Origin of the sequence: Blautia fusiformis (assembly GCF_020686995.1) — a bacterium.
GTDB lineage: Bacteria > Bacillota > Clostridia > Lachnospirales > Lachnospiraceae > Blautia_A > Blautia_A fusiformis.
The window spans coordinates 1-19,695 of the sequence record NZ_JAJEPT010000022.1 but is presented as its reverse complement, the minus strand read 5'-3'; the positions used below and the strand labels follow the sequence as shown (position 1 = coordinate 19,695).

General features: G+C 45.5%; 16 protein-coding genes. 2 read left to right on the top strand and 14 right to left on the bottom strand.

The window, feature by feature from the left end:
• Positions 1-14: 14 nt before the first annotated feature.
• The 9 genes from LKD46_RS15100 to LKD46_RS15060 all read right to left on the bottom strand — a co-directional run bounded on the left by LKD46_RS15100 (position 15) and on the right by LKD46_RS15060 (position 11,530).
• Positions 15-335 (bottom strand): V-type ATP synthase subunit F, encoded by a 321-nt coding sequence (locus LKD46_RS15100; RefSeq protein ID WP_015526256.1) that lies wholly within the window; start codon positions 333-335, stop codon positions 15-17.
• On the bottom strand, positions 328-1,299 hold the full coding sequence (locus LKD46_RS15095) for a V0D/AC39 family V-type ATPase subunit (protein ID WP_118368597.1): 972 nt from the start codon (positions 1,297-1,299) through the stop codon (positions 328-330). Before LKD46_RS15095 ends, LKD46_RS15100 begins: the two co-directional genes overlap by 8 nt.
• A 30-nt stretch (positions 1,300-1,329) precedes the next feature.
• Positions 1,330-1,923 (bottom strand): V-type ATP synthase subunit E, encoded by a 594-nt coding sequence (locus tag LKD46_RS15090; RefSeq protein WP_015526258.1) that lies wholly within the window; start codon positions 1,921-1,923, stop codon positions 1,330-1,332.
• Between the two features lie 19 nt (positions 1,924-1,942).
• Positions 1,943-2,413: a V-type ATP synthase subunit K gene (locus LKD46_RS15085; RefSeq protein WP_015526259.1), complete on the bottom strand. Its 471-nt coding sequence runs from the start codon at positions 2,411-2,413 to the stop codon at positions 1,943-1,945.
• 4 nt (positions 2,414-2,417) lie between these two features.
• Positions 2,418-4,424 carry a V-type ATP synthase subunit I gene (locus tag LKD46_RS15080; protein ID WP_195635040.1) on the bottom strand — a complete coding sequence of 669 codons (2,007 nt, stop codon included), beginning with the start codon at positions 4,422-4,424 and terminating at the stop codon, positions 2,418-2,420.
• A 16-nt stretch (positions 4,425-4,440) separates the two neighbouring features.
• Positions 4,441-4,776 carry a V-type ATPase subunit subunit G family protein gene (locus LKD46_RS15075; protein WP_118752836.1) on the bottom strand — a complete coding sequence of 112 codons (336 nt, stop codon included), beginning with the start codon at positions 4,774-4,776 and terminating at the stop codon, positions 4,441-4,443.
• A gap of 286 nt (positions 4,777-5,062) precedes the next feature.
• Positions 5,063-6,160 (bottom strand): substrate-binding domain-containing protein, encoded by a 1,098-nt coding sequence (locus tag LKD46_RS15070; protein ID WP_022427345.1) that lies wholly within the window; start codon positions 6,158-6,160, stop codon positions 5,063-5,065.
• 140 nt (positions 6,161-6,300) lie between these two features.
• Complete coding sequence (locus LKD46_RS15065; protein WP_092069748.1) at positions 6,301-6,999, bottom strand: RluA family pseudouridine synthase; 699 nt, start codon at positions 6,997-6,999, stop codon at positions 6,301-6,303.
• A gap of 2,272 nt (positions 7,000-9,271) precedes the next feature.
• On the bottom strand, positions 9,272-11,530 hold the full coding sequence (locus tag LKD46_RS15060; RefSeq protein WP_195635039.1) for a hydratase: 2,259 nt from the start codon (positions 11,528-11,530) through the stop codon (positions 9,272-9,274).
• Positions 11,531-11,759: 229 nt separating this feature from the next.
• On the opposite strand from LKD46_RS15060, the gene LKD46_RS15055 reads away from it, so the two are divergent.
• Entirely contained in the window at positions 11,760-12,026 is a 267-nt protein-coding gene (locus tag LKD46_RS15055) for a hypothetical protein (RefSeq protein ID WP_015526267.1), read from the top strand.
• 192 nt (positions 12,027-12,218) lie between these two features.
• Here the strand turns inward: LKD46_RS15055 and LKD46_RS15050 are convergent, their stop codons facing one another.
• From LKD46_RS15050 to LKD46_RS15030, 5 genes are all read right to left on the bottom strand, one after another.
• On the bottom strand, positions 12,219-12,818 hold the full coding sequence (locus tag LKD46_RS15050) for a hypothetical protein (RefSeq protein WP_022427348.1): 600 nt from the start codon (positions 12,816-12,818) through the stop codon (positions 12,219-12,221).
• Positions 12,819-12,967: 149 nt separating this feature from the next.
• Positions 12,968-14,356: a UDP-N-acetylmuramoyl-tripeptide--D-alanyl-D-alanine ligase gene (locus LKD46_RS15045; protein ID WP_147602682.1), complete on the bottom strand. Its 1,389-nt coding sequence runs from the start codon at positions 14,354-14,356 to the stop codon at positions 12,968-12,970.
• 64 nt (positions 14,357-14,420) lie between these two features.
• Complete coding sequence (locus tag LKD46_RS15040; protein WP_227574322.1) at positions 14,421-15,461, bottom strand: D-alanine--D-alanine ligase family protein; 1,041 nt, start codon at positions 15,459-15,461, stop codon at positions 14,421-14,423.
• Positions 15,462-15,528: 67 nt separating this feature from the next.
• Positions 15,529-16,929, bottom strand: coding sequence for a L,D-transpeptidase family protein (locus LKD46_RS15035; protein ID WP_022427350.1), 1,401 nt, complete (start codon positions 16,927-16,929; stop codon positions 15,529-15,531).
• 72 nt (positions 16,930-17,001) lie between these two features.
• Positions 17,002-18,285, bottom strand: coding sequence for an aspartate aminotransferase type Ic (locus LKD46_RS15030; RefSeq protein WP_227574319.1), 1,284 nt, complete (start codon positions 18,283-18,285; stop codon positions 17,002-17,004).
• A gap of 393 nt (positions 18,286-18,678) precedes the next feature.
• Here LKD46_RS15030 and LKD46_RS15025 point away from each other — a divergent pair, with 393 nt between their 5' ends.
• Positions 18,679-19,542 carry a class I SAM-dependent methyltransferase gene (locus LKD46_RS15025; protein ID WP_227574318.1) on the top strand — a complete coding sequence of 288 codons (864 nt, stop codon included), beginning with the start codon at positions 18,679-18,681 and terminating at the stop codon, positions 19,540-19,542.
• The last annotated feature ends 153 nt before the right edge of the window (positions 19,543-19,695 follow it).

Sequence of the window (19,695 nt, the reverse complement as noted above, 5' to 3'; positions counted from 1 at the left end):
CACCTGCTTTCTTGTCACTCATTACTGAAAAGAATATCGGAGCCAACTGCCGTCTCCACGGATTTCTTTACATTTTCGATACCTGCACCTGTATTTCCGGAAATTCCGGGAATCTGAATGATCGCAGGCATCAGCTCCTCACTGTATTTACTGATCTCTGCGGAAAGCTGGGCCGCCAGCTGTTCCGTAATATAAATAACCGCATATTCACCGGCTGCCAGACGGTTAAGCTTCTCTTTACCATCTGCAGGATCCTCCACCGGAAAAGTATCAAGGCCAAGAGCCGCAAACCCGTAAATGCTGTTATAATCACCTAAAACTGCGATCTTATACATACATTTCCCTTGCCCTTTCCCGGATAAACTCTTCCGGAAGGCCGCTGCGCTTTCCGGTGAGAATGATCCGCACCGTCTTGATCTCATTTTCACGGGCAAGCACATAGGCTACCAGCGGTCCCAGTGAAAATGAATTGTACAGCTGAGGGCGGATGGTCTCCATGATCTGGTTATCACACCATCTCTCAAAAGCGGAAGCTGATTCCGCCAGTGCCAGAGCTCCGTCCCCATATTTCGTTTCTGCCAGATAACCCATGATCTGATCCATTCCGCTTACTGCCGCGTGGATCAGTCTCTCCTTATCCAGTGTGTCACATTCTGCCATGGCTTTTTTCATAAAGTCCGAACTTTTTCCTGTTTTGCAGGCACGGACTGCGATCCGGATATCTGCTACCGCTACCGTGGATTCCGCATACTGCCGGACGATCTCTTCTTTTGACCGTTCTCCGGCTTTTTTTATGGCATCCAGTGCTGCCCTGTCTACGATAATATCCGCAAGCTGTCCGTCTCTTGTGTACAAAAAGGTCTCATAGGCTTCTCTTGCCGCTTCCCGCATATCCTCAGGAAAACGATCATATTCCTTATCCTTCAGGAATTTCACCATATCCTCTCCGTCAATGGAACAGTCGCTGAAAAAAATATTCGGCGCTGCCCCTTGCAGAATGCTTGCCTTCACAGCCGCTTTCAGGTTATGGAAAAGATCCTGATAGGAAAGAACAGAAAACACAGATCGGTCCGCTACCAGCGAATCCATGATCTCCCAGATCTTTTCTCTCTCCCGAGAAAGAATGGCATCCGCACCGGCTGCAGGATCACCATTTCCCCAGCCCTTCTCTGTAAGGATCTGAAGGCACTGCTGCTCATCCTGACATGCCAGAAGCTGCTCGATCGCTGCCTGATTCAGAAGTCCGGTCTCCAGAACACGTATCCGCGCCACCGCATAGGCATAATCTTCACCAAACATCATTCACGCCCTCCTTTTTGCGATGGTGTTTTACGCAAACAAAATCTTTCTTACCTGATCCAGAAGCTCATCCCGCTTCTCTGCGAACATGGCATCAATGGAACAGTTTTCCTCAATGCCGCCGTATATCAGGATAAAACCTCCGTCTATGTTTCGGGTTTCACCGGAAATTTCCAGCACACCACCCTTTTTCTGTGCCAGGCTCTTTATTTCCTCACGGAAACCTGCCGGCATACGTTCCAGATCCTTTTTTGAAAAACAGATCTCTCCTTCTCTTGGAAGAAGATATTTCTCAGCCATATTCTTAAGGATCCCAAAATATTTTTCTTCATCCAGATTCTTCACACGGTCACAGGCATCTGCGATCACATTTCCGATCAGCTCCTGCTTGGCTGCAAGAACTGCGGTACGCTTCTTCATATCTGCAGCGGAAGCTGTCCGCTCTTCATAGCTTTTCACCTTTGCCCTGGACTGTTCTTCTCTCTGCTGCCGGATCTTATCTGCCTTTTCTCCGGCTTCCCTGAGGATCTCTGCGGCTTTTTTCTCCGCATCACTGATCGTAACGGCTGCAGAAGCATCGGCCTCTTCAAGAATCTGGCTTACCATCTTCTCTAATCCTGTCATGCTCTGCCCTCCTGATGAATCAAACCTGAATTCCGCTGACTGCAAGAATGGAGATCAGAAGAGCCAGAATCGCATATGTCTCAACCATTGCAGGGAAAAGCATGGCTTTACCGAACTGCTCCGGCTTCTTGGCTACGATACCGATGGAAGCTACGGAAGTTTTTCCCTGATGGATCGCAGAAAGAAGACCTGCGATAGCGATCGGAAGACAAGCCACAAAGATCATAAGACCGGTTTCCAGGGAAATATCAGCAACACCGCCGCCCAGGATACCAACCTTGGAAAGTGCAAGGAATGCTACCAGCAGTCCGTAAATACCCTGCGTACCGGGAAGAAGCTGAAGAAGCAGAACCTTGGCAAATTTGTCCGGGTCTTCTGTTACAACGCCTGCTGCTGCACGGCCGGCTGTACCAACACCGATGGCGGAACCTATACCTGCAAGAGCTACGGAAATTGCTGCTCCCAATAATGCCCAAACGATACCACTCATAATATTAATCCTCCTTAATATCTACATATTTTGTATTTTCGCGGAAGGGGTGGAACTCTTTTCCTCCGCCCTCAAAGAATTTGCCGAAAAACTCTACATATTGTAATCGGCAGGTGTGCACGTATGCACCCAGAAGATTGATCAGAAGGTTAAAGATATGACCAATCACAAATACAAGAATAAATACGATCCATCCCAGAATACTGTCTCCCAGCATACTTCCCATCTGGTTCATAACCGATGCGATAACTCCGGTGGCAAGTCCCAGGGCCAGAAGTCTGGAATAGGAAAGGATATCACTGACCCATCCCGTGATATTATAAAGATCGTAGGCTCCAAGCGCCAGCCTCAGGAACGGATTCTTCTTATCTCTTCCTGACATGAAGAGAATTCCCACCGCACCGATGATCGCCATCCATTTTCCGACCTGTATCACTGCCGGTGAAAGGTTCAGATCCATCTGAGAAATAGAACGGAACATGCTGCTTGGGATAAAGATCAGGATCAGTCCCATAAGAAGCAGGAACCAGAGTACTACGTCACAGAAAAAGTCGAGATATTTTCTGTCACGTAACAGCATGTAGCCCTTAAGACCCATTCCCAGAAACATATGGATCAGGCCAAACAGCATGGAGAACACCAGAAGTCTCATTGGCTCATTTAACGGTGCAAACCATACCGGCTTCACCGTGACCGGCCTGTGCAGATATACCTTCGAAAATACATCGATAAAATCTCCGAAATATCCGCCAAACATCACGCCCCAGAACAAAGTGGACAATCCACAGTACATAAAAAGCCGGATGGATTTCTGCATTCCGCTCTCCATCCTAGGGAACTTCAGAAGTACTCCCAGACAGACTGCAAAGACGATCAGTCCATATGCTGCGTCTGACAGCATCAGTCCGAAAAGAAATACATAGCAGGCTGTCATGATCGTGGAAGGATCGATTTCTCCCTTTCCGGGAAGACCAAATGCTGCCAGAACTCCCTCTCCTGCTGCTCCGAATTTACCGTTCTGAAGGGCAACCGGAACATTTTCTCCCTCAGCATCTTCTGCTTCAAAAACAATATCGTACTTCTCCGTAAGCCGTTTCTCCATTGCAGGAACCTGTTTCTTCGGAAGATATCCTGTCACAAAAAAAGTGCTCTCCGACTGGCGGATCTGTCCTAATACCTCATATTTCTGTGCACGGATTCGGAAATAATCGGACAAAAGCTGAAGAGAGCTCTTCCTGTCGTGAAGAGCGCGTATCTGTTCCCGAATCTGTTCGGACTCTTCCTGAATGCGTACCACTTCATTCTTAAGGTTCTCCAGCTCCTGTGCCGGAACCTCTGATACCAGCTGTGCCGGTCTTGCAAATCCCTGCATCCGAAGCGCTTCTTCCAGTTCCTGTGCCTGTGCTTTCAGGCAGAGAACCACAAGGCTCAGCTTACCGGCATCATTTGAGATTTCCCGGATGTCAAAGGCTTCAAGCTGCGGTGCGTCCGCTGCCAGCTGACTGTATACCTGATCCAGAGTTATATTTCCATCAATACTTCCCACAAGTACCGCTGCTTTCGCTGTACCGCCGAAGTTCATCGGAATATCCAGCTTCAGCCATGGAGCAAGAGCTGCTTCCTGCTGCTCGATCTTAACTGCTGCCGCATTGTTCTCTGTAAGCTTCTTCCGGTATCCCTGGATTTCTCTAGCTGTTCTCAGGATCTCTTCCTGATCCCGGATAGCTTCTTCCTCCTGCTTCCTTCCGATCAGCGGTTTCCCTGCCAGGGATGCCAGCATGGATTGCTTTTCCTTCGAAAATTCATCCAGTATTTCGATTGCCTGATCACAAAGGGATGCGTTTTTCTCAAAGATCAGCCGGGCATTCATAGTATCCATCGTCTTAAGCTCCGGATCCAATTCCGCTGCATCGATCTCCAATACTCCAAGTGACTGCAGTTCTTCCAATATGGCCTTACGGTTCTTTTTCATTGCGCAGATACTGATTCGCTGCATCTGCAATACTGCCATTTTCGCACTCCCCCTCTCAGAACAAACTGTCCATTACTGTCTGGATCGCCTGCTCGTGCTTCGACTCCGCTTTCTTTTTCAAAGCTGCAAGCTCTTCCTCCGCCTGTCCAACGACAGTGTTCTCTGTACTGTGTGCACGTTCTTCGGCTGCTTTCATATCAGATGCCGCCTGTTCGCCGGCGGCTGTTTCCGCCTTTCTGATAATATTCTCTGCCTCTTTCTCAGCTTCGCTGATGATACTCTGTGCACGGACGGATGCATCCTTTATCTTCTGCTGTGCTTTTGCCTCCGCCTCTTTCACTGCCTTGATCGTTTCCTGGATCATCTGATCACCGCCTCTCTGCATATCCAAATTGTACCACAATCGCTTTTTTAAAACAATGTTTATTATGCAATTTAACGAGAAATTTATTTATATTGTGTCAAAAAATCGTCATATGTGTTATATTTTTGCCATTTTTTCGCACACTTTTTATTTGTTTATTCTATTCATATTTTTTATTTTTATTCAAAAAAGCCATCAGCCCGATGAAAATGTTTTTTACATCTTCATCAGACTGATGGCTTTCAATTATGAACAGACGGTGAATGCGAACTAACCTATTCACCCGACCTACAGTGGCTATCTGTTCTATTTGTTAATTGTACAGGTAATTTGCAATGTCTTCGCTTTTGATATTCTCAGCATCAATCCATATCGGATCAAGTAAAACCTTCTTATCAATCTTTGTTTCCTTCTTCGGTGCAGTAGACTGAATAGCCGCCCACATGGTCTGATATCCCATCGCATAAGGATTCTGTGAAAGCACTCCCAGTTCTTCCCCTTTCTGGATCGCTTCCTGCTGTTTGCTAGTTGCATCTACGCCTACCATAGCAACTTTATTTTCTCCTGTGTCCTTATTTACCTCCAGAAACATTTCAGAAACCTCGGCATTGGTGCAGAAAACACCATCCAATGCCGGATATTTATCCAGAACTTCCTTCATGGCTTCCTTCATATCATCAACCTGGTCAGAATATACGGTTTCCACCACTTTAATATCCGTATAATTTGCAATATTATCCAGAAATCCTTTTACACGCTCCTGCGCGCTCTGTGTTTTCTCCTGTGCGGAAAAAACAGCCACATTTCCCATTTTTCCAATGGCGCTACCAAGCTTATATGCTGCATATTTACCGATCTGTGTATTGTCTGTTCCACGGAAAGCTCTGACCAGCTTCGTATCACTGACATTGGAATCAAACGCGACCACCGGAATTCCGTTCTCTTTCGCTGCTTCCAGCTGTGCCTGACAGGAATCCATATCTCCGGCAGAAAGACACACTACAGATGGATTCTCAGCGATCACTGCATCAAGAGTATTGATCTGACTTTCTACGTCCTCTTCATCATCCGGACCCTCAAAGGTCATCGTAATCTGCTTGTCTTTTTTGAAACCATACGCTTCATTTACGTCCTTGACAGCAGCTTCCATTCCTTCTTTTACTTTATTCCAGAACTCGCCTTTTTTGCTTTTGCTGACAACAGCTATTCTGGCACCTTCTTCAATAGAAAGAGTGTCATCGATCTCAGGGATCAGCGGGCTTTTTTCTTCTTCCACTTCGGTTGCTTCAGGGGTTTCCTGGACATCTGCTACAATCGGTGCAACAAGCTTTTCTACTTCTTCTTTCTGACAGCCTGTCAGCAGGGTTGCCACAGCCAACAAGGCTGCTGACGCTACTGCAGCTCTTTTCATTGTAATCTCCTCTTCCTCGCTGGTTACTGTTCTTTATCGTCTGCCTTGTCCGTCCACAGTAACTTATACTTTACAAAAATCTTACATTTGGTTACTTGCTTTTTACATTATACACTTTTTCGTATTTCCGTCCAGAGTTTTTACACTTTTTTCACAAAATCCAGAAACGCGCTTCCCTGTGGCTCTGTTTCAAACTTCATCATTTTTCCTGTTCTGGGGTGTTTGAATTCCAGACAACTGGAACAAAGTCCCAGTGATGTACCTTTTTCTCCCGAAGGATTATATTTCCGGTCTCCAAGAAGGGGCAGTCCCTCATGAGAGAGCTGCACACGGATCTGATGATGCCGACCTGTTTCCAGCCTGATCTTAAGAAGTGTCCGGGATTTTCCGTTTATCTCCTGCTGATCCAGAACTTTATAGTGAAGGATCGCTTTTTTTGCTCCCGGTGTATTGGCAGACACCACCTGAGACATGTTGGCTTTTCCATTTTTTTTCAGATAGTCTGTAAGAGTCCCTTCTGAGCTCTTTGCTTTTCCCTCTGTTACTGCCAGGTAATATTTTCCGGCGCCTCCTGCCATCATCTGTTTACTCAAATTTCCTGCTGCTTCGGATGTTTTCGCAAATACAAGAATGCCTTCTACCGGCTGATCAAGGCGATGTACTACTCCCAGATATGGGATCTTTCCCGGTGTTTTTTGTGCCAGATAATTTTTCAGAGCACTTTCCATATCCATTGTTCCTATTTTTGCTGCCTGCACCGGCATTCCTGCTGTTTTTCTGCACACAAGGATCTCTTTGTCTTCATATAAAATATTTTCTTCAATCTGATAATTCCACATATTTTCTCATCTTACTTCCTTTCTCACAGAAGTATAACTGATGATGTTTTTGATGGCAACTGATAAATATAACTGTTCGGAAAAATCTCTGATCGAAAATTTTGCTCTCTGCTCGGATCATATTATTTTATCCAGGGCTTTTCGGAACGGTTATATACTTAATATATGCAATCTTATATACACAACGAGACGGTCATCACTTTTTTTACTTTTACAGTTTCCAAAAATGATGACCGTCTCAACACTCTTCGTTATTCAATTTTTCTTCCTCTTCGTTCTTTCGAATAAAGTTTTCTTGTTATACTTATTATACTTATCAATCGAAATCTTTGATTTTATATACTTTATAAAATAATTTCGATTCTCTTTATTCAATTTTGAAATTTTTCTTTTTCAGATTCTCTCTTCTTTTTTATTTCCTGCTCATAAACGACTGATATATGTAAGTATATCTTTTCGATTATTTAGAAAGTTTTATAGATCAGAAATCGTTTTTTACGATGTTTGATTTCCTGTTTATCTGAAGACTTTCGGTGGTTATACTTTTTCCTGTTCACTAAACAATTCTGGACTTAACTTCTTAAATTCAAAACCATTTGTCATCTCTGTACTTTGCGATCTGCTGATTCAAATCGACCTATTGGGATTTTCTCCTCTGCAGTTCTTTAAAGTATCCTGGAAAAAAGTTCCTGCCCGATTCTTCTGTTTTTAATATCCTCTCAGATATTCTTCTGATGCAAAGCTTCAATCCATATCCTAATGGTTCTGATATGCATTTCAAAGTATCGTTCTCATCTTCACGTTTGTTCTTGGAATCTCTTCTTTCCAACGAACCGGTGAGTTGAGGGTTTTACTCTTTCGGGAAATATTTCTTTACATATTTCCTGAAATCTTTGTATCAGGTGTGTGACAGTTGTTCAATATGAGTTACCGATTCTATATTACCTGAAATACTGATTTCCTTTTGTTTCTGATTTCTTAAAATATAAGTAAGATTTAAGAGGATCTTATTTATATTTCATAAAAGAAACTTCTGTTTTCTTAAGGTGTATCATATGTGATCTGTATCAGGTCTTTCTTGCAGGAAATCCGGTTCCTGTCACTCTCATATTGATGATGGTGTTTGTTTATGTTCCCACTGGAATCACCTTTTCCTTTCTTCATCCTTCATGTGCATCTATGCTATGAATTGAATGATTTTCTTTTTTGTTTTTCTCTTGTTGTTTTTGATGGTCTTATAATAACATCGTTGCGAGTATTTGTCAATACATTTTTGTGTTTTTATGCTATTATTTTTATTTATTTGTTTTATTATGTGTTTATATTTTATAATTTGTTTATGTTTTTTATTATTTTCTGTTAATTTATACTATTGTGAAGGTAGGGTATATGTCGCGAACGGACGGCCGGGAAGGACGGGCGGGGCGGGTGAGGCTTCGGAGGTCTAGTGCTTCTAAGGCTGCGGGGATTCTGCTAAAACCGCTGAAAAAATCCCAGAACTCGCTAACGCTCAAACAGCTGGGATTTTTCCAGCAACGCAGCCTCCCCGCGGCCTAAGAAGTACTACGACTCCTGCAGAGTCACCCGCCCCGCCCGTCCTTCCCGCCCTGACTTTCGAACATGGAAAGTTAGTTAGAAAAGTTTCTGTGTGACTGTATTGGCCCTGCAAACATTGCAATGTTTGTACTTTGCAATGTTTGCAGGGGATTGAGATAAACTTTATTCGAAAGAACGAAGAAGAAAAATTGAATAACGAAGAGTGTTGAGACGGTCATCATTTGTTGAGCTTTTCTTGATATTTTTACCGGGGCTGGGATTTGTCTCTGGGAATGTCAGCGTGAGGTGTCCTGTGGGGAGCAGGGGCTTCGGAGTGAGCCTTTGGTCATACTTGGCGGCTGAGGTGACCTGTGGAAAGGTATTCTGCGGATACAGGCCGCAGAATAAGGCCCATCTGTCTGAGCCAGGTACGCATCAGCGTACATGGCGAGTTATGGGCCGGCCTTTTCACAGGTTGCCTCAGACGCTTAGTATGACCAGGCGAAACGACAGCCTCTGCTCCCCACAGGACACCTCACGCGTCCGCATCATCCACATCCCATAAATAAGTATCCATAACCTTAAAAGTAAAAAAGCAGACCGGCAACCTCGATTAAAACGGTCACCAGTCTGCAAAACAACACGGAAATTCTTAAATTACTATATTCCGCTCTGCAGCATATTCATGAACACAGCTTGAACGCCTTCACGCTCTATATGTGTTCAATCCCTGCATCTATTTACGATTATAATTGATCAGACAACCCTTAAGGATGATCTCTCTCTCATCATCTGTCAGCTCACCCAGAGTTACATCGAACTCCTTCAAAGAATCACCTTCAACAGTATATCCCTTGATCACGTCTGCTTTTTCCTCAACCGCCTTGCGGATTCCCGGGAAGAACAGATAATCACCGTTCTTGAACGGAAGATCTCCGGACGGGATCAGGAATGGAAGCATACCCCAGTTGATCAGATTGGAACGATACCTCTTGGTTGCATACTCATTGGCAATGTTTGCCCAGCCGCCAAGTACCTTCTGGCAGGATGCAGCCTGCTCTCTTGCGGAACCATCGCCAGGTTTCACTGCAAAGATGGTGCTTCCTACGCCAAGGTTTGTCTTATCAACATCCGGATAAGTCTTGTTGATGGTTTTAATAACCGGTTTCAGTTCCGGAACAGCCTCTGCCGGGCAGTTACCTGCCTGGATTGCCTTCTGTGCTGCCTGGATCTCTTTTGCACGGCCAACATAAGCCGGATCCTTTCTGGACAGTGTGAACTCTGCAAGTCCAAGCGGATTGGAACGGTAGGAGGATGTCTCACCGGACGGGATCAGCTCGTCAGTGGTAGTAACCGGATCGTGGATCTCGGAAACAACCTTCAGGATCAGGTTGTCTGCAAGTGCAGCCATCTCCGGCCAGTCTTTGATATTCGGTCCAAACTGGATCTCTACGCTTGGATCTGCCACGCCCTTGCTGTCAAATACACGGTTCTCGTAGATAGACTTATCGAAGTAGTATTTATGCTCGGAATAGCTTCCGTCAAACTCCTCTGCTGAGGTAAGGAATCCCTTGTTTGCTGCTGTAGCTGCAATGGAACGTGCATCCATAAGTGCAACCGAAGAGATCTGACCGTTCTGGATCTTGGAGCCTTCACGGTTCGGGAAGTTTCTGGTTGTATGACGGATACTGAATGCATTGTTTGCAGGTGTATCTCCGGCGCCGAAGCACGGTCCGCAGAATGCAGTTTTCACAACTGCGCCTGTTCCGATCAGTTCTGCAAGAACACCATTCTTAGCCAGTTCCATGTAGATTGGAGTACTTGCCGGGTATACACTTAAGGTGAAGGCATCATGGCCGATATTTTTGCCCTTGAGGATATCTGCTGCAGCGCAGATATTCTCGAATCCACCGCCTGCACAGCCGGCGATGATTCCCTGCTCAACATAAAGCTTGCCATCAACTACCTTGTCTCTCAATGTAAACGGAATCTTTCCGTCAAGGCTTACCTGTGCTCTCTTCTCCACATCTGCAAGGATATCGTCAAGGTTTGCCTTCAGCTCATCGATGGTGTAGGTGTTACTTGGGTGGAACGGCATTGCGATCATTGGTTTGATCTCACTGAGGTCGATCTCTACACAGCCATCATAGTATGCAACGTTGCCCGGTTTCAGTTCTTTGTAATCCTCCGGTCTTCCGTGGATCGCATAGAATTCCTCGATCTTCGCATCTGTCTGCCAGATGGAGGAAAGACATGTGGTTTCTGTTGTCATAACATCAACACCGATACGGAAATCTGCGCTTAAGCTGGCAACGCCTGGTCCAACGAACTCCATAACCTTATTCTTCACATAGCCGTTGGCAAAAACCTCGCCGATGATGGCAAGCGCAACATCCTGCGGTCCTACACCCGGACGTGGAGCACCTTTCAGATAAATAGCAACTACTCCTGGCATATTAATATCGTATGTCTGGCAGAGAAGCTGTTTTACAAGCTCCGGTCCGCCCTCTCCCATAGCCATGGTTCCAAGTGCTCCGTATCTTGTATGACTGTCGGAACCGAGGATCATCTTTCCGCCGCCTGCAAGCATTTCTCTTGCAAACTGATGGATAACTGCCTGATGAGGCGGTACATAAACTCCGCCGTACTTTTTGGCACAGGTGAGACCAAACATGTGGTCATCTTCATTGATGGTTCCGCCTACTGCACAGAGGGAGTTATGGCAGTTGGTCAGTACATATGGTACCGGGAACTTCTCAAGTCCTGAAGCTCTTGCAGTCTGGATGATTCCCACAAATGTGATATCATGGGAAGTCAGTTTATCGAATTTGATCTGAAGTTTCTCCATGTTATTGGATTTATTGTGAGCCTTGAGAATAGAATATGCGATGGTATTCTTAGCAGCCTCTTCTTTCGCTACAGGCAGATCAGCCTGGTTCTCGGGAATGATTTCCTGTCCGTTCTGAAGATAAACGCCGGTATCGTAAAGTTTCATTTCGGTTCCTCCAATCTGTAATGATTCTTTTTTTTTCATAATTTCGTTTATTATAGAGGATTTTTACACATTAGTCAATAAAAGTGAGCACACCTGGTGCATTGTTTTGTATACAAGCGTTATTGTCCTGTGCTTTACTTTCCCTGCAAAATCCGCTATACTGAAGACCATATCGGACGGATATTCATATTCTGCCGGCTGTGGCAGTTTCAATACGGAGGTACTGTTTATGTTTCGTTTATGGGGAAAAATATGGAAAGACAATCGCATGCTTCAGGACACCGTTGTCTGTGATGACAGCGATGATACCAGAACCCACAAGATCTTTCACGGACTTGAGGAAATCTGTTATCAGATGGATCTGGGAAATCCTATCTGGCTGGATGCCACAGTGCGGGATTTCAAAAAGCATGATAAGGCCCGCTTTTATCAGGATAATTTCATTGAACATATTGAATTCGACTACCTGGAGATCCAGGTGATTGAGGAAGACTGAGTAACATATAAAAGGACGCAGGAAAGCCACGAATGCTTATCCTGCGTTCTCTTTTTACTGTCACACAAAAAAACTCTCCGGCGGATACAGAGAATCGTATCTGCCGGAGAGTTTTTTTTGCATCCGGTTCCCTTATTCCGGAATATCTTTGTGTACATTTCTGTATTTTCTCAAATATACCGGGATATGTTTTTACTCTGCATTCATAAACTCCCGTATGATCTCCCGCATGATCTCTTCCTCCTCCGGAGAAAGCATCTTGCTGAAGTGGCTTCCGGTAGCAGCCGTCTGACGGATACTTCTGGTAATCTTATCTACGATTTCTTCCTGCAGAACAGGATCCGGCTTTTCTGCGACCGGTACTTCCTCCACCCAGGTACGGACCTGTTCCACATAATCTGCAAGAGAAGCCATCACAAGCTCTTCCTTATAAGAAAAGTCCAATGCCTGACGAAGAAGAAGCAGTACTACCGGCACTGCCGCCCCTATATAAAGATAAAGCATAGACAATCCTTCCCTGTATCCCAGTCTGCTGTTGAGAAAAACAGACAGTCCCAGAAGAAATGTACAAAACAGTGACGGATACCATACAAATCGGTTCATCCGATGCCAGAGCCTGTCCCTTGACTTCCACAGGTTCAGCCATTTTTCTTTGAGATTCTGTAATCGCTGCGTATTTCGGATCATTCTTCGGTAGGTAAGGTTTGTTGCCAGCATCCCCAGACCGCCGATACATCCCATGGATGTCATGACGTAAAGCGGGATGTTCAGCTTCATAATCATCTCCAGCATAAGCCCTCCCTTTTTCACTGCCGCACAGTGCCTGAGCGTGCTTTTGTTCTTTAGCCGCACTGCTCATCGCCTTAGGAATATTATACTTCTATATAACTTAACTGGAAAGAATTTTCGTTCGTCAAATGCTGCCCCTGTTTTCGGTCTTTTTACATTTCCTGCAGTGCTTTGACTACATTTTCAAATTTCATGAAGTGAGAAGCCTTTACGAGGATGGTATCTCCAGGTTTCACATATGTGTTCAGGTTCTTAAGAAGGCTTTCCAGATCTTTTTCCCGGATGACTGTCAGGTCCGGATTGGTCTGAGATGCTTTTTCCGCGATATGGGCTGCAAGTGGTCCTACGCAGATGCATGCATCGATCCTGCACTGACCTGCATGAACGCCTACACCTTCATGAAGTGCAGCTTCATCCGTTCCAAGCTCACCCATATCGCCAAGAATGGCAACCTTTCTTCCAAGTCCGTCCTGAAGAACATCCAGGGAAGCCTTCATGGACATGGGATTTGCGTTGTAGCAGTCATCTACGATCATGAATTTATCGGTCTCGATCATATTGAATCTTCCGCTGACCGGTTCCAGGCTTTCGATGCCATTTTTGATCTGCTCTGCATTCAGTCCGTAAAGTCTGCCCACAGCTGCTGCTGCCAGTGCATTGGATACCATATGACGTCCCGGCATTGGAATATCTACATGAAATGTCTGGAGCTCTCCGTTCTCTGCCATTTTTCCCTTCAGACAGATGTCACAGCTCATTCCCTTCAGGCCACGGCTTTCCACATTTTCACAGGTAACAGAAGCATTTTCTCCGTTTCCGAAAAATACTGGCTGCATGCCGTTGTATTCCTTTACTGTAGAAAGCTTATCATCATCACCGTTAAGTACGATATTTCTCTTCACATACTGAAAAATCTCTGTTTTTGCCTTCAGGACGCCGTCTCTGTCCCCAAGGTTTTCCAGATGGCAGGTTCCGATGTTTGTGATCACGCAGGTGTCCGGTTTTGCGATCTTTGCAAGACGGGTCATCTCACCGAAATCACTGATTCCCATTTCCAGAACTGCGATCTCATCTTCATCACGAAGGCGGAATACTGTCAGTGGAAGTCCCAGCTCATTGTTGAAATTTCCCTGGGTTTTCAGTGTACGGTATTTTTCCTTTAGCACAGAGGCAATCACCTCTTTTGTGCTGGTCTTTCCAACGCTTCCTGTGATTCCCACAACCGGAATATCAAGCTGCTCCAGATAAAACTCCGCAATGTCTTTTACTGCCTGAAGGGAGGAGCCTACCTGGATATACGGATGATCCGCCCCTTCAAGAGTTCTCTCGGATAAGGTCGCGAGTGCACCTGCTTCCATTACCTGCGGGATAAAACGGTGAGCATCCACACGCTCTCCTACTACCGGTACAAAAAGACCTCCTTTTTCCACCTTACGGCTGTCCGTTGTGATCGCAGTCACTTCCTCCTGAAGTTTTTCCTGCGGGCCGTGGTAAATACCATTGCAGACTTTTGTGATATTTTCCAATGTAAGATTTTTCATGAATAAAATCCTTTCTTTTGCCAGAAACTCCTCCTGTCAACAGGAGGAGTTACGGTCAGATATTTTATTTGCTGTATTTCTTAAAAGAAATGCGGATCAGTTCTTCACAGAGGTCCGGATAGTCAATTCCCAGGACCTTTGCTTCCTGAGGGATCAGACTGGTGGGTGTCATTCCCGGAAGTGTGTTTGCCTCCAGGCAGTACATATCACCGTTTTCTTTCATCATGAAATCAAAACGTGCATAGCCCTCAATGCAGAGAGCCTTTGCGCCAGCTTCCGCATAATGCTGCATCTTCTCGGTCAGTTCCGGTGAGATCTCAGCCGGACAGGTTTCTACTGTGGAGCCTGCCTGATATTTGTTCTTGTAATCATAAAAGCCCTGCTTCGGTGCGATCTCGATGATCGGATAAGCCTTTCCGTCTACAACTGCAACGGAAAACTCACGACCCCTGATATACTCTTCAACAACTACCTCCTCTTCATAAGAATAAGCACCATCAATGGCATCCTCATATTCTTTCTGGTTGTTTACAATATAAACACCTACGCTGGAACCACCGCAGCATGTTTTTACAACAACAGGAAATTCCATACCAAGATCATGGATGTTTCTTGTACAGTTTTCTTTCAACATGGAAACGCCCTTCGGTGTCGGTACCTGATCCATGAGAAAGATCTTCTTGGTGAGGCCCTTATCCATAGCAAGGGCACTGCTTAAATATCCGGTTCCTGTGTAACGGATCCCCAGAAGATCGAAGGTTGCCTGAACCTTTCCATCCTCTCCGTTGGAACCGTGAAGTCCCATAAATACAATGTCTGCTGCCTGACACAATTCCAGTACATTCGGTCCGAAAAAGCTTCTTCTTGTGCGTTTGATCTCTTCGATATCATCATCGAAGCTTCTCATATACTCTGCCGCAGAATCTACCTCATAATCTTTATCTCCAAAGGGCTCATCCCAGTCCACCGGCTCCAGTCCGCAGAAAATATCTACAAGAATGGCATTATGACCTTTTTTACGAAGTGCCTTGCAGACACCGGTTCCTGTTACGATGGAGATCTCTCTTTCTGTACTGGTTCCGCCTGCCAATACAACGATATTCATACTTTCATCTCCCTTGATGATCTTGTGTTTTCTTTTTTCGTATTCTTTTAATATTTCTTTTAATCTCTTATTCATAAACTACAATTGGTACTCCTACACTAATATTATTATAAATGATTGCCGCCTTATCCTTCGGGGTGTTTACACAGCCATGAGAACCATTTGTGATATAGATCTGCCCGCCATACTGTGAACGCCAGCTTGCGTCATGGATTCCGACTCCTCCGGAAAACGGCATCCAGTATGTAACCGGTGATGCATATCCAGGTCCCTTCAAAACTGCCGGTGAACGCATGGCATCCAGTGCAAAGCATCCTGTTGGTGTGGAATGGCCCTTTCGGACACAGCCGGTAACTACCGGTGTATCTACCAGAAGCTGTCCGTCTTTATAGAATACCATTCTCTGGTTGGTCAGGTCAATCTCTACATATGTATTTCCGATATCATTGGTATCTCTGCAAAGTCCGCTGTAAGCATACGCCGGCTGTCTCACTTCTGTAGTTCCTGCAAGAATGGCATTATAAAGCCATTCAGTCTCTGCGGTCTGATCGATAGCCCATCCGTAATCACCGCCTTTAATGGTTTTCTGGCGGCCATCGTAGGTGGTAAATGTCCTCGTGCAGCCAAAGGTATCATATTTATATCCCAGGCTGTTCACATAAGCTGCAACCTGATCTTTATTTACTATATAATCTCCGTTTGCGTCCCTGACCAGCCAATCTTTGATGGTATTTCGGTCAAGCTGTTCCGACCGGTCCGAAAAATCATAGGTGATCACGCAGCTGATAAGCTTGTTCATCTGGTCACAATCTTTTTTCAGAGCTTCATCGTCTTTATATATCGATGGTTTTTTGTAGCAGTTTTTCTTTTCCAGACTAACTGTTTTGTCTCCTGCGGAAACAGCTGCACGGATCACCTTCTGAACCTTTTTTGTATCCAGGGTCGTTCCTTCTTTTTCCGGCTGGATCTCGTAGGTTTCGCCATTATCCTTAATGCATGCGTCTGCAGGCTTTTCCATATTGTCCTTCTGCATGCATTTCAGATTCTTCACAGCCTCTGTCAGCTTGTTCTGATCTTCATAAGCAGTATCCGTTGCCAGTGTATATTTTTTCTTCTGATTAAAAGCAAGGAACCATTTGTACCGGGCCTGTTTCTTGATCAGCTTTTTGGCTCCGCCATCCGGCTTGTAGACCAGGCCGGCTTCTTTTGCGGTAATGCTCTCTTTTCCGTTATTTCTTGTATCAACGGTAAGAACATATGCCTGCACTTCCTTTGCAAGAAGCTTTTCTGTTTCATCTGCAGTTTTATAGGAGCAGTTAAAACCATTCACCTGAGATCCCGGCAAAAAATGATCTGTAAAATAATGTACACCATATCCATAAGCCCCTGCTGTAAGGATCAGCAGGATCATGATCAGTGCAATGACCAACTTTTTGCCTGTTTTCATTTTTTCTTTTTCCTCATCCATGAGCTCTCTCCAATAGTTATGACTGCCCGGTATTACGCATGCTGAAATACCGGGCAGTCTGATGTGATCGATTTATTTCTCCAGAAGTTTTTCCACACTTACAAGCTTCACACAGAGAACAAATACCTCTGCTGCCTTGCCAAGCTCCTCAACGCTTGGGTAGCTTGGTGCAATACGGATATTGCTGTCTTTCGGGTCCTTTCCATATGGATAGGTTGCGCCCGCTCCAGTCATAACAACGCCTGCTTCTTTTGCTTTGGCAACGATGGCTTTCGCACAGCCTTCCATAGAATCAAAGGAAATGAAATATCCGCCGTGAGGTTTGGTCCACTCACCGATTCCAAGTCCATTAAGTTCTTTATCCAGTGTTGCGAGAACAAGCTCGAATTTCGGACGAAGGATGTCTGCGTGTTTCTTCATATGCTCATGCAGTCCGTTGATATCTTTGAAGAAACGAACGTGACGAAGCTGGTTCAGTTTGTCGTGTCCGATAGTCTGTACAGTCATGTATTTGCGGAAGTCATCCAGGTTCGCTTTGGATGCAGCAACTGCTGCGATACCGGAACCAGGGAAGCTTACCTTGGAGGTAGAAGTAAATTTATAAACAATGTCCGGATTTCCTGCTTTTGCACACTCATCAAGAATCTCAAGAAGGAAATCCTGATTGTCATCATAGAGATGATGGATGCTGTAAGCGTTATCCCAGTAAATACGGAAGTCCGGTGCGGCCGGCTTCAGATGCGCAAAACGCTTAACTGTTTCTTCGGAATATGTGTAGCCCTGCGGATTGGAATATTTCGGAACACACCAGATTCCTTTTACTGCCGGATCTTCATTGACATATTTCTCAACCATGTCCATATCCGGGCCTTCCGGAGACATCGGAATGTTGATCATCTCAATGCCGAAAAATTCTGTGATACGGAAATGACGGTCGTATCCTGGTACAGGACAGAGGAATTTCACCTTGTCAAGCTTGCACCATGGTGTATTTCCCATTACTCCGTGGGAATAGGAACGTGCAATGGTATCGAACATTACGTTCAGACTGGAGTTACCATAGATGATGATGTTCTCAGGCTCTACCTCTGACATCTCACCGAGAAGTCTCTTGGCTTCCGGGATTCCGTCGATGACTCCATAGTTACGGCAGTCCACACCGGTCTCACATTTCAGATCTGCATCCCCTGCAAGTACTTCCATCATTTTCATGGAAAGATCAAGCTGATCCGGTGCAGGTTTACCACGGGACATATCCAGTGCCAGACCTTCAGCTTTGATCTCGTCGAACTTACGGTCGAGTTCTTTCTTTAAATCGAGTAGCTCTTCCCTGCTCATCTCACAATATTTTTTCATAAGTTTGCTTCTCCTCTTTTTGTGCACAGTTTCATATCTGCGGTTGCTGTGTTTCTTCTGTTAACGATTTCTGTCTGTCAGGAATTCTCTGCAAAATCTCTTCCGCAAAAAACAGCCACAGTTTCACGGAAGCGGGAAGCCTCTGCCCCGGCAGAAAATCTCTGCGTACATTTTAGTATGTAAAAGCGCTGTTGTCAAATCTTTCGTGGAAAATCCTTCACTTCTCTTGCACAGCATCCATTTTTCCTCTATACTGGAAAAAACATTATTATGGCGTTTTTATGGATTCACGTCCCGATCAGCCGGATCTGGTACAGTAATCTCCGGAAATGCTATATAAAAATGCTATATATATCTTATAAATTTACTATTATGAAAGAGGTATTGATCATCATGTGGATTGCAGATGGATGGAAAGAATATGAAGTTATTGATACATCAAAAGGAGAAAAGCTGGAGCGCTGGGGAGATTATCTTCTGGTTCGTCCGGACCCGCAGGTAATCTGGGATACTCCCCGCAAAAACCGTGGCTGGAAGCATATGAACGGACATTATCACAGAAGCAGCCGTGGCGGCGGTGAGTGGGAGTTCTTTGATCTGCCTCATCAGTGGGAGCTCCATTACAAGGACCTTACTTTCAATCTGAAGCCTTTCAGCTTCAAGCATACAGGACTTTTCCCGGAGCAGGCTGTGAACTGGGACTGGTTCGGTGAAAAGATCCGCAATGCAGGACGCCCGATCAAGGTGCTGAATCTTTTTGCCTATACCGGCGGCGCTACTCTGGCTGCAGCTGCAGCCGGTGCTTCCGTTACTCACGTGGACGCTTCCAAGGGTATGGTGAACTGGGCAAAAGAGAATGCTGCCGCTTCCGGACTTTCCGGTGCGCCGATCCGCTGGCTTGTGGATGACTGCGTGAAGTTCGTAGAGCGTGAGATCCGCAGAGGTAATCATTACGATGCGATCATTATGGATCCGCCTTCTTACGGCCGCGGACCTAAGGGCGAGATCTGGAAGATCGAGGATGCGATCCATCCGCTGATCAAGCTTTGTACGAAGATCCTCAGTGATGATCCGCTGTTTTTCCTGGTGAATTCCTATACTACAGGTCTTGCACCGGCTGTGCTGACTTATATGCTGGCTACCGAACTGAAGCCCTGGAAAGGTAATGTGGAATCTCAGGAGATCGGGCTTCCTGTGACGGAGAGTGGGCTGGTGCTTGCTTGCGGAGCTTCCGGACGGTGGAGCTCCTCCCGGTAGGATCAGGATATTGTGTTGTCCTGATGTTCTGGCACTCGCGTGCGGCGGAGTTCCCCTTCGGGGGAGCACTTTGGCGTGCGGCAGTTTGCGAGAAGGGGAAGCACTCATAGTTGCGAAGGCCGTCTCCCCTTCTCGCGCTCTTCCCCTCCTGGC

Bases quoted from the DNA above. Each gene is read 5' to 3' on its own strand.
- LKD46_RS15080 (WP_195635040.1), bottom strand. From the start codon at position 4,424: ATGGCAGTATTGCAGATGCAGCGAATCAGTATCTGCGCAATGAAAAAG.
- LKD46_RS15095 (WP_118368597.1), bottom strand. From the start codon at position 1,299: ATGTTTGGTGAAGATTATGCCTATGCGGTGGCGCGGATACGTGTTCTG.
- LKD46_RS15070 (WP_022427345.1), bottom strand. From the start codon at position 6,160: ATGAAAAGAGCTGCAGTAGCGTCAGCAGCCTTGTTGGCTGTGGCAACC.
- LKD46_RS15055 (WP_015526267.1), top strand. From the start codon at position 11,760: ATGTTTCGTTTATGGGGAAAAATATGGAAAGACAATCGCATGCTTCAG.
- LKD46_RS15085 (WP_015526259.1), bottom strand. From the start codon at position 2,413: ATGAGTGGTATCGTTTGGGCATTATTGGGAGCAGCAATTTCCGTAGCT.
- LKD46_RS15100 (WP_015526256.1), bottom strand. From the start codon at position 335: ATGTATAAGATCGCAGTTTTAGGTGATTATAACAGCATTTACGGGTTT.
- LKD46_RS15045 (WP_147602682.1), bottom strand. From the start codon at position 14,356: ATGAAAAATCTTACATTGGAAAATATCACAAAAGTCTGCAATGGTATT.
- LKD46_RS15025 (WP_227574318.1), top strand. From the start codon at position 18,679: ATGTGGATTGCAGATGGATGGAAAGAATATGAAGTTATTGATACATCA.
- LKD46_RS15035 (WP_022427350.1), bottom strand. From the start codon at position 16,929: ATGGATGAGGAAAAAGAAAAAATGAAAACAGGCAAAAAGTTGGTCATT.
- LKD46_RS15040 (WP_227574322.1), bottom strand. From the start codon at position 15,461: ATGAATATCGTTGTATTGGCAGGCGGAACCAGTACAGAAAGAGAGATC.
- LKD46_RS15065 (WP_092069748.1), bottom strand. From the start codon at position 6,999: ATGTGGAATTATCAGATTGAAGAAAATATTTTATATGAAGACAAAGAG.
- LKD46_RS15050 (WP_022427348.1), bottom strand. From the start codon at position 12,818: ATGCTGGAGATGATTATGAAGCTGAACATCCCGCTTTACGTCATGACA.
- LKD46_RS15030 (WP_227574319.1), bottom strand. From the start codon at position 18,285: ATGAAAAAATATTGTGAGATGAGCAGGGAAGAGCTACTCGATTTAAAG.
- LKD46_RS15060 (WP_195635039.1), bottom strand. From the start codon at position 11,530: ATGAAACTTTACGATACCGGCGTTTATCTTCAGAACGGACAGGAAATC.
- LKD46_RS15090 (WP_015526258.1), bottom strand. From the start codon at position 1,923: ATGACAGGATTAGAGAAGATGGTAAGCCAGATTCTTGAAGAGGCCGAT.